Origin of the sequence: Muriicola sp. SD30 (assembly GCF_041205185.1) — a bacterium.
Classification (GTDB): Bacteria; Bacteroidota; Bacteroidia; order Flavobacteriales; family Flavobacteriaceae; genus Muriicola.
Genome location: NZ_JBGEWB010000001.1, coordinates 327,789 through 343,601 on the forward strand (window position 1 = coordinate 327,789; position 15,813 = coordinate 343,601).

Consider the following 15,813-nt stretch of genomic DNA (forward strand, 5'->3'; position numbering starts at 1 on the left):
AATAAAAGCGGTACTCTCGTAAGAATACCGCTTTGTCCTGAATTAACCAATAATAAATCTACATCTGAATCATTTTCCTAAATTAAAACTTGCACCTACCATAATCATTGACGTAGTCATATCATAAGAAACTTCGCTTCCAGGGATAGCACCGTAAGGAGGGAAGTTCTCGATAAATTGAGGATTTAATAAGGGACCTGAAGTTGCATCACCACTAGAACCATAATGATAGACGGCATCCAGTGAAACTTTGTCACTCAACTCATAACTCAATCCAAATTGGAAGGCATTTTTTATTATAGCCGTTGCAGGAACGCTGTAAAAAGCGAGATCACTGTTGATGGGGTTAGAGCTATACGTATATCCTAAGCGTAAAGGAAGCTTGTTTACACCTTTGTACTGGATACCTGCTGAAATGATACTGATATTCTCCCATCCAAATCCGGCAACGGAAAATGTATTGGTCCATCCCCTTTCCTGGAACCCTTCCGTATTCTCATAATCTACCAGGCGGTAGTCTAAAGCAAGATCTACATTGCCCAGAGAATAACCAAGACCCAGCGAATAGATGGCGGGATAATTGATCTTAAAGTCATTGCTGGATGTTGAATTATCAAGGTAGGTATTATCCAGACTGAAATCGTTGAATACTTGTTTAGTTTTATAGGAAGCACCTGCTTTAAAGCCGGTCGGACTTTGATAAAATAGTCCAAACTGGGCTCCAAAACCTATGGCACTGGCCTTGTCTGTGGAGGGATAACCCGCCCCTGTAGGATTGGCTGTTGGGTTGGGAATCAACTCCAGGGTAGCAAAATTGAAATTAGGTTCAACACCTATTGAGAATTCTTCAGATATCTCATACGCCCAGGTAAATCCAACTTGTAACAGGCTGTAATCCGACTCAACCCTGCCGAAGCCTCCCATACTTTGAGGCATATTTATGGGGTTAGAAGCACTTTCAGGAAAAGTAACCCCAAAGCCACTGATCCCGAAAGCAGAAAGTCCAAAAGTATGCTTGCTTTCAGGTTTACTCCAGACATAGGCAACTGCCGGAAGAGGGGATACACCACGGTCGTCTTCCGTAGTTCCGCTAAAGAAATTTCCGGTTGGTTGTCCGTTACTATCAAATTCCGGAACTGTAGAACTCAGCTCGGGGGAGGAGAAAAAGAAACCAATATCAAGCTTTAGTTGATTTTCATCAAAAACAGAAATTGCCGCGGGGTTCCATTGCAGTGCTCCGGAGATATCAAGAGGTTGACCGGTGGCAGCCCCACCCATGGACATGTTTACAGAACCCACTCCCTACATGACGTGTCCGGCTTGTGAAAATGCCGCCGATGCAAGAATGGAAAAGGCGAAAGTAAGCAGATAGTTTTTCATCGAATTGTGAATTTAGCAACCCTTCAATTCACAGGGGTAAAACTTTCGTGAATTTACGGGCTTGTGTTACTTAAATTGGGATAAAGGTATACCTAAGAAAGCCTGAAAATACTGATGAAAATCATAGTTTGGTACTTGTGTAACCTGAGTTACAAAAGCCTTAAAATACTGATAATAAGCATGTTTTAGTTCATGAATCTATCAGGTGACAAATAACCTGGATTTTAATGACTCTGGGGGCAGATTCCCGGTAAGTTCAGTGAGTTTTTTGTGGACATTAAAATACTCTATGTCGAAACGATGTGCCTCCCGGGTTCCTTCCAGTTTTCGTTTGATAGTATTGATACCTTCGAGCCGACCTTCCAGGTGCACAATATTCATCAATAACCTGAACTGGGTATCGCTCATATTCGGCCGGCCGTATTGGGCAATCAAACCACTAAAATATTTTGTATATATCATGGAAATAATCCAAATAATAGGAATATATCCAAAAGTACAAAGCTTTGTAGTAATAAAAAATTATTTCTTGGAAAGTGTTATCTTGAAAACTAATGCTTGCTTCTAATTACAATCTATGTTCCGATTTTTTCGTCAAATCCGTCAACAACTCCTCGGGGATGGAAAGAATACAAAATACCTGAGATACGCTTTGGGAGAAATTATCCTGGTTGTGATTGGAATTCTCCTTGCTTTACAGATCAATAATTGGAATGAAGACCGGAAAAGTAGAAATTTCGAAGTGGAGATGCTACAGCAGATCCGGGTAAATTTATTACAGGATAGAATTGCTTTGAGCCAGATCGCAGAAAATGGGAAAAGAGCCCTGCGAGCTGCTGATTCAATTTTGAGTGTCACCAAAGAGCATGACAGTTTACCATTTTGGTTGGCTCGATTTATGCATTTCAGTCGATTCCAGCCGCTGACCAATGGCTACGAAGTTCTTAAATCTAAAGGACTCGACCAGATTCACAACAAGGAATTGAGATTTATGTTAGGGACCTACTACGATGATCGCATCAAGTTTATCGGACAGGCAATAAAAGATATCGAATGGGAATTTATGAATGAGTGGTTGCCAATACTGAAAAGGAATGTGGTTAGCTTTACTTTTGGCGAAAGTGCAGTGCTTAAGGATTATAGCATCTTTACCAATGAAGGATTAGAAAGGAATAATATTGTGATGAATAAAGATAATTATCGGGGCAGCGTGGTCTACATTGAAGAAGGACTTCTACTAATTGATTCTCTCTTGGAAATTATCGATCAGGAATTAAAAAAGTAGAAGCTGGTAATTGCGGGAAGGAAGCAATTAGGGTAATTCATCTGCTGTGGTTCTGGCTATAAAACAAACTAAAGACCCCGATTTTATTTTCTATATTTACGTGAAGTTCTTAAATCCTTTCCAATGCAATATTCAATTAAAAATTATAAGACATTCACCTTTCTTTTAGCAGCTCTACTTGGTTTTAACCTTAACGCCCAGGATGTTCCCGAAGTCATAGGGCAGTGGGACCTTGAGGTACAATTGGGGGACCAATGGGTTCCCTCCTGGCTGGAAGTCAAGCAATCTGGATCAAAAGCCCTGGTTGGGTATTATGTTAGCTATGCGGGAAGTGCCAGACCTATTTCCGAAGTTCATTTTAAAGACAAGCTGGTCAGTTTCAGTATTCCTCCCCAGTGGATCGGATCACAGTATATGATGTTTACAGGAACTGTGAACGGAGATGCCATGGAAGGAAATCTTCTCGATCATACAGGAACGCCGCATGCCTTCAGGGGAGTAAGAGCTCCAAAATTACTTTATGCAGAACCTGAAAAATGGTCTAAACCTAAACCCCTCTTAAAGGAAAATGCCCTGGATGGGTGGATGGTAGCTGCAGGAAGTGATACCAATCAGTGGTTTGTTAAAGACGGTGTATTGACAAGTCCTGCTTCCGGAGCTAACCTATTGACTGAGGAAAAATTTATGGACTTTAAACTGCACATCGAATTCAAGTATCCGGAACATTCAAATTCCGGCGTCTACCTCCGCGGGCGTTACGAAGTGCAGGTAGAGGACAGTTATGGGAAAGAACCCTCTTCGGTATATCTGGGAGGGGTATATGGCTTCCTGACACCGAATGAGAATGTCGCAAAGAAAGCCGGTGAATGGCAAATCTATGACATTACCCTGGTGGGAAGGCGGGTAACTGTAGTGGCCAACGGCAAAACAATTATCCACAGGCAGATCATCCCGGGGATTACAGGCGGCGCTCTCGATAGTAAGGAAGGTGAACCAGGACCAATTTATCTTCAGGGAGATCACGGACCCGTGGAATATCGCAATATCACTATTGCAATCCCTGAGAAATAAAATATAAAAGACAAAACAAGATTGAATTTAGTAAACATGTTATATTCTGTCATATGAAATACCTGCTGGCCTTCTTTATGGTTTCCCTTTTTATTCTGAGTTGTAAGGAGGAAAAACAGTACAGTTCCATTGACCCGGTGAACTGGGAAAAAAGGACGATTGCACCATCAGGATCAGATTCTATGATAGTGGGAAGTACATATTTGTCTGTGTATTCTCAGATTTACAGTCAGACCGAACATGTAACGCACGACCTTACAGCGACGGTGAGTATGCGGAATATCAATCGTGCCGACACCGTCTACCTAACCAGAGCTCAGTATTTTGATACTAAAGGAAACCTTATCCGGACGTATTTTAACCGAACCATATATATTGCTCCCATGGAGACAATAGAAATTGTGATCGATGAGAATGACAAAGAAGGAGGTACGGGGGCGAATTTTCTGTTCGACTGGACAGCGGCTACTGACTCACAGGAACCGCATTTTGAAGCAGTTATGATTTCAACATCAGGTCAGCAAGGACTTTCCTTTGCTTCTCAGGGGATTCGACTGGAATAAAATTTAACCAGGACTATTATAGAATTTCACCGTTATTCTCGGGTTGTAAGCAATTAGAATTACAGGGTCGGTATTCACTTTAAAAATGAATAAATCATGAGACACTTTCTGCTTGTTATCTTACTCCTCTTATTGGGCTGCACCTCCTCTCAGCCTGAAACCTTTGGTACTTTATTTAAAGATAGTCCTTCTATTGAGGGCAAGTCGGCCTACCTCAATTCACCATTTGTAACAGCAGGGAATCGTGTTTACCTGGTGGGTCATCAGGATGGAAGCTTTCCTGAGCTGGGCTGGCATATACAAAATGAAATGGGAGGCCTGTGGGACCATCCCATCAAGCTAATGGATGGCTTTGAGATTCAGCTGCAGTTGGAAGAAAAGAAATTAAGCCTTAATAAAGCCGATACCTTTACAAATTATCCCTTCGCCAACAAACACTCATATAATTTTGAGAATGATGGATTAAAGATTGATCGATGGCAGTTTGTTCCCGATGATAAGGAAGGGATTCTGGTTCAACTTGCACTTACCAATGAAACAAATAAAGCCAGGGAACTCGATATATCCTTTACAGGACATGCTGATCTCCGACCTACTTGGTTGGGGGACAGAACCGGGATGAATGACAGCAAGGACGAGGCTTATTTCAGGGAAAATGCGGATGCATGGGTTATGAAAGATATCGAGAATCCATGGTTTGTGGCCTTTGGGGCCGATATTGCCTCAGAATCACAAAAGCAGCTGATGAGCCCTTATGGTGGGCAGGGGATTAGCGGCAGTCTTACATATCCCTTTTCTCTTGACGCAGGTGAAACCAGGACAATAACATTTGCCCTTGCAGGTTCTTATGTTTCCGAAGAAGCTGCAATAGATACCTATAAATCGCTACATGATAATTCGATCACACTCCTGAAAGAAAAACAGGCGAGATATGCTCAAATAGCTGAAATGTCAAAACTGACGATTCCGGACAAGCATTTACAGCAAACCTTTGAATGGCTGAAATACAATTGCGACTGGCTGGTACGCGAAGTGCCTGAGATAGGAAGTGGTATAACCGCAGGTATCCCGGACTACCCCTGGTGGTTTGGCGTAGACAGTGAATATGCCTTAAAAGGCTATATGGCTGTGGGACAGACGGAAGCTGTATACAACACTATAGCCTTGTTAGACAGCCTCTCGGAGGTGACCAATGGAAATGGACGGATCGTTCACGAGGTTTCCACTAACGGAGCCGTTTTTAATGAAGGGAATATCAATGAAACTCCACAATTTGCTTCTCTAATCTGGGAAGTCTATCAATGGAATGGAGATAAAGCTTTCCTGAAACGATACTTTCCAACGATTAAAAAAGGTTTGCATTGGCTGATGTCTGAAAAAGATTCAGACGGCAATAGTTTTCCCGATGGCTTTGGGATGATGGAAATACATGGGCTCGACAGCGAGATGATTGATGTGGCAGTTTATACCCAAAGGGCCTTCGCCGACGCTTCAAAAATAGCAGCAGAACTCGAGGAGGCAGATCTGGAGAATGAATACCGGGAAACTGCGGAGGCTCTCAAAGAAAAGATCAATTCAGAATTCTGGTCGGAAGAATTTAATTCTTATGCCGATTTTATTGGCACAGACCAACAGGCACTCCACCTTATTGAAGATGCTATCGTTAGGGCAGATACGCTTAACAAACCCTGGGCAGTAGAAGAATTAAAAGCCACTAAGAAGGCAATTTTGGAGAATCCATTCCAGGGTACACGGCCTTTTGTACTGCATCATAACTGGGTAGTCAATACCCCTATGGAAATGAAGATAGCCGATCCCGAGAAGGCGATTCGGGCTTTAGAGACTGCAGAAACATTTGTCAATCCTTTTGGTGTATTTGTTACGGGCATCGACAGGGACGAATCTGCAGGTTCTGATGATGGTTCCTTTAAAGGATCTAAAATATTCTCCTATACCGGAGCAGTGATGACCTTGCCTACCGGGGTTCAGGCAGTAGCTGAGAACAACTATGGCAGATCGGATAAAGCCCTGAATTATCTTGAACGAATGGCCCGTACCTTTAGCTATGCCCTGCCGGGAAGTATGTATGAAGTGTCCCCGGATTATGGGATGATGACGCAAGCCTGGAACATCTATAGTTTTGCCATCCCCATCGTTCAGCAGTTTTTTGGAATACAACCTCTTGCCTCTGAAAAGAAAGTAGTAATAAGTCCGCAAATGCCCGATGCATGGCCTGTGGCATCACTGGAGAACGTGGTCATTGCCGATAATGCCGTTTCTGTCTTTTACGAAACTATTGATAAGGGGTATAAAATTAAGGTCACTAAAGAGAATCCGGGATGGGAAATAGTTTTGAAAATGAGGGACGAAAGCGAGGAAAAAGGATTTATGGTTATGACCTCTGAGGTAGGCGCGGAACAGCAAGATGGAAGTTATCTTTTCCAAACAAATGAAAATACCCTTGAGGTCACTGTTACTTTTGAACCTTAATTTATATTCGCATATATCCATCCTTAATACTACATATGCCTCGTGTTTTCTTTCTTTATAGACTTTCACATTAAACCAATAAATAATGATTTCCTATTTTAAACGCATTTCAACTTATATTTTTATTCTGGTTATGGCTCTTGGAGTTGTAAACTGTTCTGAAAACCTGACACCTGTCCTCAGTTCCCCCGATAATAACATTAAAGTGAGCTTTTCTCTTACTGATTCCGGGATGCCCGAATACAAAGTTTCCTATCGGGATAAGGCTGTGATTTTACCCTCAACCATGGGGTTCGAATTTAAAGACCAGGCGCCATTGAAAGACAGCTTCCGGCTTGCTGAAATCAATTACAGAATGGAAGACGAGACATGGCCCATGCCCTGGGGAGAACAGGACAGTGTGCGGAATCATTACAATGAGATGAGCATAGTCCTCGAAGAGGTAAAGTCGCCTAACAGGAAATGGAACATCGTTTTCAGGGCCTATGACGATGGGATTGGCTTTCGGTATGAATTTCCTGAACAACCTAATTTTAAAACTGCCCTTATCACCGATGAACATACACAATTCAATCTTAGCGGAGATCACCAGGTGTGGTGGCAACCGGGCGACTGGGATATTTACGAGCACCTCTACAGTCATACCAAATTCTCTGAAATAGATGCGCTGAAATACAAGGACAATCCCAATCTGGCTGCAACATATATTCCAGAGAATGCGGTGAATACGCCTGTAACAATGAAGACAGAAGACGGGATTTACCTCAGCTTCCACGAAGCCGATTTGACAGACTATTCTGGGATGACCCTTAAGGTAGACACTTCAAACAACAGCATGGTCAGTGAATTGGTAGGCTCTGAACGTCTTCAGGGGAAGGCCGAGATCACAGCCCCTTTTAATACACCATGGCGCACTGTCCAGATCGCAGACCGGGCCGGTGACCTTATCGAATCAAAACTGGTACTCAATCTCAACGACCCGAATGCTATTGGAGATGTAAGTTATTTCACCCCCATGAAGTACGTGGGGATCTGGTGGGAGATGCACCTTGGCAAATCTACCTGGGACATGGAAGGCAGTCAGAGTATGAACACCTTTACCAATTCAGGCGAGATCAGGCCCAACCACGGGGCAACCACGGAAAATGCGATGCGGTATATCGACTTTGCAGCAGAGAACGGAATAAAAGGCTTGTTGGTGGAAGGCTGGAATACGGGCTGGGATAAATGGATTAATACAGAGGACAGGGAAGGTGTCTTCGATTTTATGACTCCCTATGCCGATTACGATTTTGACAAGGTGATGGCTTATGCCAAAGAAAAAGGAGTGGAGGTCATCATGCACCACGAAACTTCTGCTGCACCCCTTACTTATGAAAAGCAGATGGATGTGGCCTATAAATTTATGAAGGACAATGGGATGAATAGTGTGAAGACGGGTTATGTAGGCAAGATCATTCCCAAAGGTGAATACCATCACGGGCAATGGATGGTAAGGCATTACCACAAGGTACTTGAAAAGGCCGCGAAGATGAAAATCGCAATAAACGCACATGAGCCGATTAAAGCCACAGGGAAACGAAGGACCTATCCCAATGCTATCGCCAGGGAAGGGCTGAGGGGGCAGGAATTCAACGCCTGGGCTGAAGATGGAGGGAATCCTCCTGATCACTTGCCTACGGTAGCTTTTACACGGATGCTGTCTGGACCCATAGATTTTACCCCGGGTATCTTTAATATCAAATTTGAAGAGTACAAACCTGATAACCAGGTGAGCACTACCCTGGCACATCAGCTGGCCTTGTATGTGGTGATTTACAGCCCTATCCAGATGCTTGCCGACCTGCCGGAACACTACACTGAGAATGGTAAACCCCACCCGGCCCTGCAATTTATCAGGGATGTTGGGGTCGACTGGAGTGAGAGTAAGGTACTCGACGGAGAAGTAGGAGAATATGTCACCATTGCCAGAAAAGAGCGAGGCAGCGGAAATTGGTTTGTCGGTGGGATTACGGGGGATGAAGGCAGGACAGAAACTATTACCCTGGATTTCCTGGAACCCGGTAAAACCTATGAGGCTATTCTCTATAAAGACGCCCCTGATTCGCATTGGGACACCAATCCCCAGGCATATGAAATTGAATCAATGGAAGTCACCTCCGGGGATAAAGTTGAGGTAAGCCTGGCCCCCGGTGGAGGGTTTGCGTTGAGTTTGATTGAAAAAAAATAGGTCAGACCGATGGCTGGTATCATATTTTTTTCTTCTTACATTTCACTTGTGCTATAACATTTATTATGTCAAATATAGTCGTAACTAATTGATAATCAACATACAAAAAGTGGAAGATGGCCCTCAAATTCAAGTATTTCTGTTAAAATCGACAAATCACTGAGAATACTGTAATTAGACACCCCCTCAAAAGCATCCCCCCCTCAGAGGAGAATACCTGGTTTGGGCCGTTTATATCGTCTGAATAATTTTTCTGGAATGAGATTGGAAAAAAAATTAGTTGGCTTATGTGGAATAGGTTTTTCCGATTAAATTATCAAAGATTATTTATGATCAGCTTTCATCTTCGCTATTTATTCGTCCTTCCTCAATTTCAAGTTTAGCTTGAGCAATATCAATTTTTGCATTGTAATTATGAGAATGTAGTAATGAAAGTAAGTTTGCCCCATTTAACAATGTAAGTGGTTTGTCTTTTGCAAAATCATACGCATCTTTTCCATAATCTGATGTCGTAACTATTATCCCTTTCATGGCACCTTCATCCTGTAAAATACCATATAATTCTCGTACAGAATTAACACCTACTGTATTAGTATATCTTTTCGCTTGGATCACAATCTTACCACCCTTTATTGGATCAGGATCATGGGCGATTGCATCAACTCCTCCATCCCTACTTGATTGTGTCACTCGAACTTCCCCACCATTTACAGTAAATTCTTTTTCAAATATCTCCCTAATTAAATGTTCAAAGTCCTTCCAATCCATGGATGCCAAATTTGTTCTAGAATCAACTTCAATGTATTCACCAATTACGAACCTTTTATCATCCTTATTCAAAATTTGGATTGGTTTGATAGGAACTAAATCGGTCAAATTGGGGGCGGAAATTCCCTTTAATTTCTTAAAACAGTCTTTAGGATAAACTTTGTCTAATTCAATTTCTAGAAACTCCTTTTTATTACAATGAACTGTCATTATACATGCCCATCTTCTTTTTCCTATTGATCTATCTATACTATTGCTTACTCCATTAAAAACAATAGATTCAATTGCGTCAATTTCATCCGATTTAAATAAGTAATAGATTAAGCTTAAACATATTTTATATAAAGTTTCATCATACAATTCTTTAAGTTCTTTTTGTGTGAGATGAATATTTTTATACTCATTTTTTGTTTTTAAAAACCTGACTTCCTTTACTACCGGAAAATCCTCTATGTCAGGTAATAAATACTCAACTAGAAGTATTTTATTAATGTCATTATAACCAACATTGTTTGATTTTTCAAACTTTTCATAGTATTCGATTTTGTCTAATATTTTTTCACAATAAAACTCTATGGCCTTGATATTGTTATCAAAATAATCTATTCGGATATTTTCTATTTTTTCATTATACACTCTTCGTTTGTTATAAAAATCTTCTTTGCTTTTGTCGTATTTGGTTTGTAATTGACTTAACAAATCAAGACTTGATTTTTTTTTGGACTTAAGTAACTCTAAACGATCATTATAGAGTTTTTCAATCCTTTCGTTTCCTTCTGAAACATTACTCTTAATTTGATCCTGAAACTGATTAATAGGATCAATCATATATTTTTTGGGTAGCGTTAGTTCTTTAAATGATTGACTATAATCTGGTTCGGAAGGTTTATCAATTAAATCAATTTTTAATATGCTTTTCTTATATCTAATTTCAGGACTTCTACCTTCAAATTTATTTTTATCCTTTAGATCATCCCAAATTTTAAAAGACTTAGAATCAATATCCTGAAGAATGTTTTTTATTCTAATAATATTTTCTGGGGAATCATTGATTTCATTTTGACTGTTTTCTGTTTCATTATAGGACAACCCTGAAATCAATTGGGAATTAATTTCCTGATTTATTTGATCTAGTTTTAATAATTGTTCTTGAAGAGAATATTCAATTAACGCTATGGATTTTTCCAAATATTTAACATATGATTTCTCCAACGATTTTCTTTTTTTAGCTAATTCAATAGTAAAATCATTTTTCTCATCCATTTCTTTTTTCAATCTTTTGAATATTATAGCAAGTACAACTGTTACAAGTACCACAGGTAACCATATATACCAGGATTGATAAAGGGCGTCTAATATCATTAATAGACCTTCAAATATTTTAAGTAATATGGCTCCTATAATCCCTATCACAAATAGTAAAACGATAGCACCGTCTTTTTGCCTTCTTCCCATAGTATTACATAATTAAGAAAAAATATCCATTGTCTCTTTTCCAGTCCCGAGTGCCTGTAAACAAATCATTCTTTTTAATTGTTAAATTGCTATTACAAGTATATGGGTTTCCTTTTTTCAAAAAAATACGAACTTTTGTCTTTCTAAGATTGTTTATGGAAATAGTTTTTAATTCATTTCAATAGGCGCGATTATCGTTGAGGTGGAATAGAATATTGAAAACGATTAGATTGTTGGTAGAGGAGAGTTTAAATGTGGTACTACCTTGGATAGAAATAGGAATATTGCTATGGAGATTTGAATTAATTAATATTTAATCAAATATTTAATAGGATTCTGATTAATTGAATCGTTCAATTAAAAGTAATTTCAACGTTATGACAAATTTATTACCAGATAGAAAGCAAAATATATATCCAAGAAACAAAGAAAATATTAGAGCAATTCTAAATTATTATTTTGACATACCGGATGGGCAGATTGAATGGTTGTTTGAAGATGAATGGCTTTCAATTAATCAAATTGAATACATAGCAGAGCAAGTTTCAATCCATTATGATTTTCTTGAAAGTGTAATCGGTAACAGGGTTGGCATAACCATTTCAAATTTTATGCATTATGGTAAAGATGCACTTGAAGGTCGTGAAGAAGCTATGACTGGCAAAGGAAATGCACCTAGAAAAAAAATAACGAAAAATCTAAGAGAAAGAATTATTAATTCTAACTTGAAAACTTGAATAATCAAGTCTTATAATTAGACACTATAAAAAGAGGGATTAATCTTAACCAATATTATTTGATTTAGTCCGATTACAATTCTCCCTGCTGCAGCAAGTCTGCGACTTGAGGCATTATCCTTATCGGATTGTAAACTATTTGCAGGTAATAAGTTCATCTTTTCAGGATGATCTAATTGTTCATGAAATTGATGATATAGGGTTTTGGGATAAATTGCGGTATCACCAGTCTGATGACTGACGGTAAAGGTGGTGGCGGAGTTTATTTGATAAGTAAGCCTTTATCGGCAGCAAAGGAGGAACACTCCGTTAAGAATTGTTGAAGCCTTGGAAACAATTTAGGAGGGTTACTCCGGTTTTAATGCGACGCATTAAAATTGCCTCTCGATAAAGTGTCTTTTTCTTTGCTTCGTTTCTTTTAGACAAGTAAAAGAAATGAAGAAGAAAGGCGGGAATTACTCGTCCTGTCGGACTTCGTGAGTCCCGTGGCGTCATTTTGAACAAGAAAAAGCCGGCATAAAATGCCGGGTTTACCTGGTTTAAGGAGTGTAAAAGAAATAGTAATGGCGGGAATTAACTCCTTCGTCGTTGAGTCCCGCCCGAACATTTTGAACAAGAAAAAGCCGGCATTTCATGCAGATTTTACTCGGAAACAGATTGTCATCAGAAAAGTTAAGGTTAGGAGGGAATTACTCGTCCTGTCGGACTTCGTGAGTCCCGTGGCGTCATTTTGAACAAGAAAAAGCCGGCATTTCATGCCGCTTTTTTATTTCAGCCACCTTCGCTCAAGCGAGCTTGGCTTGGCGTCCTGAAATAAAAAAACCAGCGCTTTGCGCTGGCTTTTTCTTGCATCTGTACTCGAGGCGGGACTTGAACCCGCACGGCCATAATGGCCATTGGATTTTAAGTCCAACGTGTCTACCAATTCCACCACTCGAGCATGTCCTCCGTAGCTTTAGCGAAGGGGGACAGAACAAAAAAACGCTGGCAAGCAGCGTTTCGAGCGAAAAACGGGATTCGAACCCGCGACCTCCACCTTGGCAAGGTGGCGCTCTACCAACTGAGCTATTTTCGCGTTTATAATGAACGTCACATCCCGTAAAGATGCGGACGCAAATTTAATACAATTCTATAAAACGCAAAGAACTTTAAGGGAAAAAGAACGTCGGGAATACCAAAGATCTACTATGAAGTTGCTTTCTTGTTTTTAGTGAGCAATCGCTTGATTTCGTTGAGTTTCATAAGCGCTTCTACCGGAGTGAGAGTATTGATATCCAGGGTAAGGATCTCCTCCTTAATTTCCTCCAGTAAAGGATCATCAAGATGGAAAAAACTCAATTGCATCTCAGATGCCGCTGCCTGTAGCTTTCCGGTAAGCTCCTCGCTGGAATGGCTTTGCTCCAGTTTCTTCAGGACTTTATTGGCCCGGTTCAATACCTGTTGTGGCATCCCGGCCATCTTGGCTACATGGATCCCAAAACTATGGGCACTTCCGCCCGGACTAAGTGTCCTGAGGAAAAGGACCCGGTCTTTTAATTCCTTTACTGTTACATTGTAATTTTTAATACGCTCAAAGGTGGCCGCCATCTCATTGAGTTCGTGATAATGAGTGGCAAAAAGGGTCTTGGCCCTGCTGGGATGTTCGTGTAAATATTCAGAAATTGCCCATGCTATGGATATTCCGTCATAAGTGCTGGTGCCGCGGCCTATCTCATCTAACAAGACAAGACTGCGTTCAGAAAGGTTGTTGAGGATTGAAGCAGTCTCGTTCATCTCAACCATAAAGGTAGACTCCCCCTGGGAAATATTATCACTGGCACCCACCCGCGTAAAGATCTTGTCTACCACTCCTATACTGGCTGCTTCTGCAGGCACAAAACTTCCTGTCTGAGCCAGAAGCACAATAAGTGCGGTCTGCCTTAAAATAGCCGATTTTCCACTCATATTGGGCCCCGTTATCATAATGATTTGCTGGGTTTCCCGGTTCAGGATAATGTCATTCGGAATATACAATTCTCCCGGCCGGAGCTGTTTTTCAATAACCGGGTGTCTTCCTTTAGTGATATTCAGTTCTGTGGAATCATTCATAGAAGGAGCCACATAGTGGTTCTCTATGGAAAGCTGTGCAAATCCACAAAGGCAATCGAGATTTGCAATGGTCTGAGCCGTATTCTGTATGGGAGAAATATAGGCCTGCATCCATAAGATAAGTTGTGAGAACAATTGCTGTTCCAGATCGAGGATTCTCTCTTCTGCCCCCAGGATCTTGGCTTCGTATTCTTTAAGTTCTTCAGTAATATATCGCTCTGCATTGACCAGCGTCTGTTTTCTGATCCATTCTTCCGGCACCTTGTCTTTATGTGTATTCCTGACCTCAATATAATATCCAAAAACATTATTGGAAGCAATCTTCAGGCTGCTTATTCCAGTTCGATCGGTTTCCCTGGCCAGCATCTGGTCTAAGTATTCCTTCCCTGAGGAGGCCAACCCACGAAGCTCATCCAGTTCTGCAGAAAATCCCGGGGCAATAGTAGAACCTTTCTGTACGTTAACTGGGGCTTCTTCGCATAAGACTTCCTTGATTCTGTTCCTTAATTCTTCACAACTGTCCAGGGTATCTCCCAGTTGATCAACGGCTTTGTTGCCCGTATCGGAAACCATTTGTTTTATCGGAACAATGGCCTCCATAGAATTCTTAAGCTGTACTGTTTCCCTGGGATTAATCCTGCCCGTGGCAATTTTGGCTACAAGCCGCTCAAGGTCTCCCATTTTCTTAAGCCCTTGCAGCAGACCATTCAACAGTTTTTCATGCTCTGTAAAAAAACTGATAACCCGGTGTCTGTCTCTTATCTTCTCGAGATCTTTAAGAGGAAAGGCCAGCCAACGCTTTAACAATCGCCCTCCCATAGGCGATTTGGTCTTATCTATTATATCGAGCAGGGTAACCGCTTCCGGATGAGGTGAATGATAAAGTTCCAGATTTCGGATCGTAAAGCGATCCATCCAGACATGATCATTATTCCCTATACGGACTAATTTATTAATGTGCTGTAATCGTTTGTGCTCAGTCTCCGAGAGGTAGTGCAGAACAGCACCGGCAGCTATAATTCCCAGTGTTAGATTGGAAACCCCAAATCCTTTGAGCGAGGCTGTTTTAAAATGAGCGCGAAGCGATTCTCTGGCGTAATCCTCCTGATAGACCCAGTCTTCAAGAAAAAAGCTGTGATATTGTGTACCAAAGGATTCCGAGAAATCGGTTCGGTGTTTTTTTGAAATCAAGACCTCGGTGGGGTCAAAATGTTGTAGAAGTGTATCAATTTCTTCCCGGTTGCCTTCTGCGGTAAGGAATTCCCCGGTGGAGATATCTACCAGAGCTATACCATAAGATTCTGAACCAAAATGCAGGGCACAGAGGAAATTGTTGCTCTTGGAAGTCAGGATGTCATCGTTAAGGGCGACACCCGGAGTTACGAGTTCGGTAACACCCCTTTTTACAATAGTTTTGGTTTGCTTTGGGTCTTCCAGCTGATCGCATATCGCCACACGCTGCCCCGCCTTAACCAATTTAGGTAAATAGGTATTGAGTGAATGGTGGGGGAAACCGGCGAGTTCTGTCCTGTCTCCTCCATTGTTGCGCTGGGTAAGTATAATACCCAGTATTCTGGCAGCTTTTACCGCATCTTCCCCGAAGGTCTCGTAAAAATCCCCCACACGAAACAATAACAGCGCATCAGGATACTTGGTCTTGATGGTGTTGTATTGTTTCATTAAAGGTGTTACCTTCTTCGGTTTCTTCATGCGGAGCTATTGGATTTAGTGAGTTCAACCTATCTT

Annotated in this window: 10 protein-coding genes and 2 tRNA genes; 6 read left to right on the forward strand and 6 right to left on the reverse strand. The window is 41.1% G+C overall.

The features are described from left to right. Positions 1-69: 69 nt before the first annotated feature. Entirely contained in the window at positions 70-1,278 is a 1,209-nt protein-coding gene (locus AB8P51_RS01440) for an OmpP1/FadL family transporter (RefSeq protein ID WP_369746990.1), read from the reverse strand. Between the two features lie 303 nt (positions 1,279-1,581). Beyond that, positions 1,582-1,842: a hypothetical protein gene (locus AB8P51_RS01445; protein WP_369746991.1), complete on the reverse strand. Its 261-nt coding sequence runs from the start codon at positions 1,840-1,842 to the stop codon at positions 1,582-1,584. A gap of 115 nt (positions 1,843-1,957) precedes the next feature. Between AB8P51_RS01445 and AB8P51_RS01450 the strand changes: the two genes are divergently transcribed. From AB8P51_RS01450 to AB8P51_RS01470, 5 genes are all read left to right on the forward strand, one after another. After that, a complete protein-coding gene (locus tag AB8P51_RS01450; protein ID WP_369746992.1) occupies positions 1,958-2,665 on the forward strand; it encodes a DUF6090 family protein in 708 nt (235 codons plus the stop codon). 123 nt (positions 2,666-2,788) lie between these two features. Next, on the forward strand, positions 2,789-3,736 hold the full coding sequence (locus AB8P51_RS01455) for a DUF1080 domain-containing protein (RefSeq protein ID WP_369746993.1): 948 nt from the start codon (positions 2,789-2,791) through the stop codon (positions 3,734-3,736). A 53-nt stretch (positions 3,737-3,789) separates the two neighbouring features. Beyond that, positions 3,790-4,299 carry a DUF3124 domain-containing protein gene (locus AB8P51_RS01460; RefSeq protein WP_369746994.1) on the forward strand — a complete coding sequence of 170 codons (510 nt, stop codon included), beginning with the start codon at positions 3,790-3,792 and terminating at the stop codon, positions 4,297-4,299. A 96-nt stretch (positions 4,300-4,395) separates the two neighbouring features. Then, positions 4,396-6,789 carry a glycogen debranching protein gene (locus AB8P51_RS01465; RefSeq protein WP_369746995.1) on the forward strand — a complete coding sequence of 798 codons (2,394 nt, stop codon included), beginning with the start codon at positions 4,396-4,398 and terminating at the stop codon, positions 6,787-6,789. Between the two features lie 85 nt (positions 6,790-6,874). Then, the gene (locus AB8P51_RS01470) at positions 6,875-9,019 is read left to right on the forward strand and encodes a glycoside hydrolase family 97 protein (RefSeq protein ID WP_369746996.1); all 2,145 of its coding nucleotides are present in this window, start codon (positions 6,875-6,877) and stop codon (positions 9,017-9,019) included. Positions 9,020-9,352: 333 nt separating this feature from the next. Here the strand turns inward: AB8P51_RS01470 and AB8P51_RS01475 are convergent, their stop codons facing one another. Further along, the gene (locus AB8P51_RS01475) at positions 9,353-11,242 is read right to left on the reverse strand and encodes a restriction endonuclease (RefSeq protein ID WP_369746997.1); all 1,890 of its coding nucleotides are present in this window, start codon (positions 11,240-11,242) and stop codon (positions 9,353-9,355) included. A 377-nt stretch (positions 11,243-11,619) separates the two neighbouring features. Here AB8P51_RS01475 and AB8P51_RS01480 point away from each other — a divergent pair, with 377 nt between their 5' ends. Continuing rightward, the gene (locus tag AB8P51_RS01480; RefSeq protein ID WP_369746998.1) at positions 11,620-11,979 is read left to right on the forward strand and encodes a hypothetical protein; all 360 of its coding nucleotides are present in this window, start codon (positions 11,620-11,622) and stop codon (positions 11,977-11,979) included. 855 nt (positions 11,980-12,834) lie between these two features. Here the strand turns inward: AB8P51_RS01480 and AB8P51_RS01485 are convergent. From AB8P51_RS01485 to mutS, 3 genes are all read right to left on the reverse strand, one after another. Beyond that, a tRNA-Leu gene (locus tag AB8P51_RS01485) sits at positions 12,835-12,919 on the reverse strand. A 62-nt stretch (positions 12,920-12,981) separates the two neighbouring features. Beyond that, positions 12,982-13,054, reverse strand: a tRNA-Gly gene (locus AB8P51_RS01490). A 110-nt stretch (positions 13,055-13,164) separates the two neighbouring features. Next, on the reverse strand, positions 13,165-15,777 hold the full coding sequence (gene mutS, locus AB8P51_RS01495) for a DNA mismatch repair protein MutS (RefSeq protein WP_369746999.1): 2,613 nt from the start codon (positions 15,775-15,777) through the stop codon (positions 13,165-13,167). Positions 15,778-15,813 lie beyond the last annotated feature (36 nt).

Coding starts and splice junctions, on each gene's coding strand:
- AB8P51_RS01440 (WP_369746990.1), bottom strand. CDS start 1,278: ATGGGTGGGGCTGCCACCGGTCAACCTCTTGATATCTCCGGAGCACTG.
- AB8P51_RS01445 (WP_369746991.1), bottom strand. CDS start 1,842: ATGATATATACAAAATATTTTAGTGGTTTGATTGCCCAATACGGCCGG.
- AB8P51_RS01450 (WP_369746992.1), top strand. CDS start 1,958: ATGTTCCGATTTTTTCGTCAAATCCGTCAACAACTCCTCGGGGATGGA.
- AB8P51_RS01455 (WP_369746993.1), top strand. CDS start 2,789: ATGCAATATTCAATTAAAAATTATAAGACATTCACCTTTCTTTTAGCA.
- AB8P51_RS01460 (WP_369746994.1), top strand. CDS start 3,790: ATGAAATACCTGCTGGCCTTCTTTATGGTTTCCCTTTTTATTCTGAGT.
- AB8P51_RS01465 (WP_369746995.1), top strand. CDS start 4,396: ATGAGACACTTTCTGCTTGTTATCTTACTCCTCTTATTGGGCTGCACC.
- AB8P51_RS01470 (WP_369746996.1), top strand. CDS start 6,875: ATGATTTCCTATTTTAAACGCATTTCAACTTATATTTTTATTCTGGTT.
- AB8P51_RS01475 (WP_369746997.1), bottom strand. CDS start 11,242: ATGGGAAGAAGGCAAAAAGACGGTGCTATCGTTTTACTATTTGTGATA.
- AB8P51_RS01480 (WP_369746998.1), top strand. CDS start 11,620: ATGACAAATTTATTACCAGATAGAAAGCAAAATATATATCCAAGAAAC.
- mutS (WP_369746999.1), bottom strand. CDS start 15,777: ATGAAGAAACCGAAGAAGGTAACACCTTTAATGAAACAATACAACACC.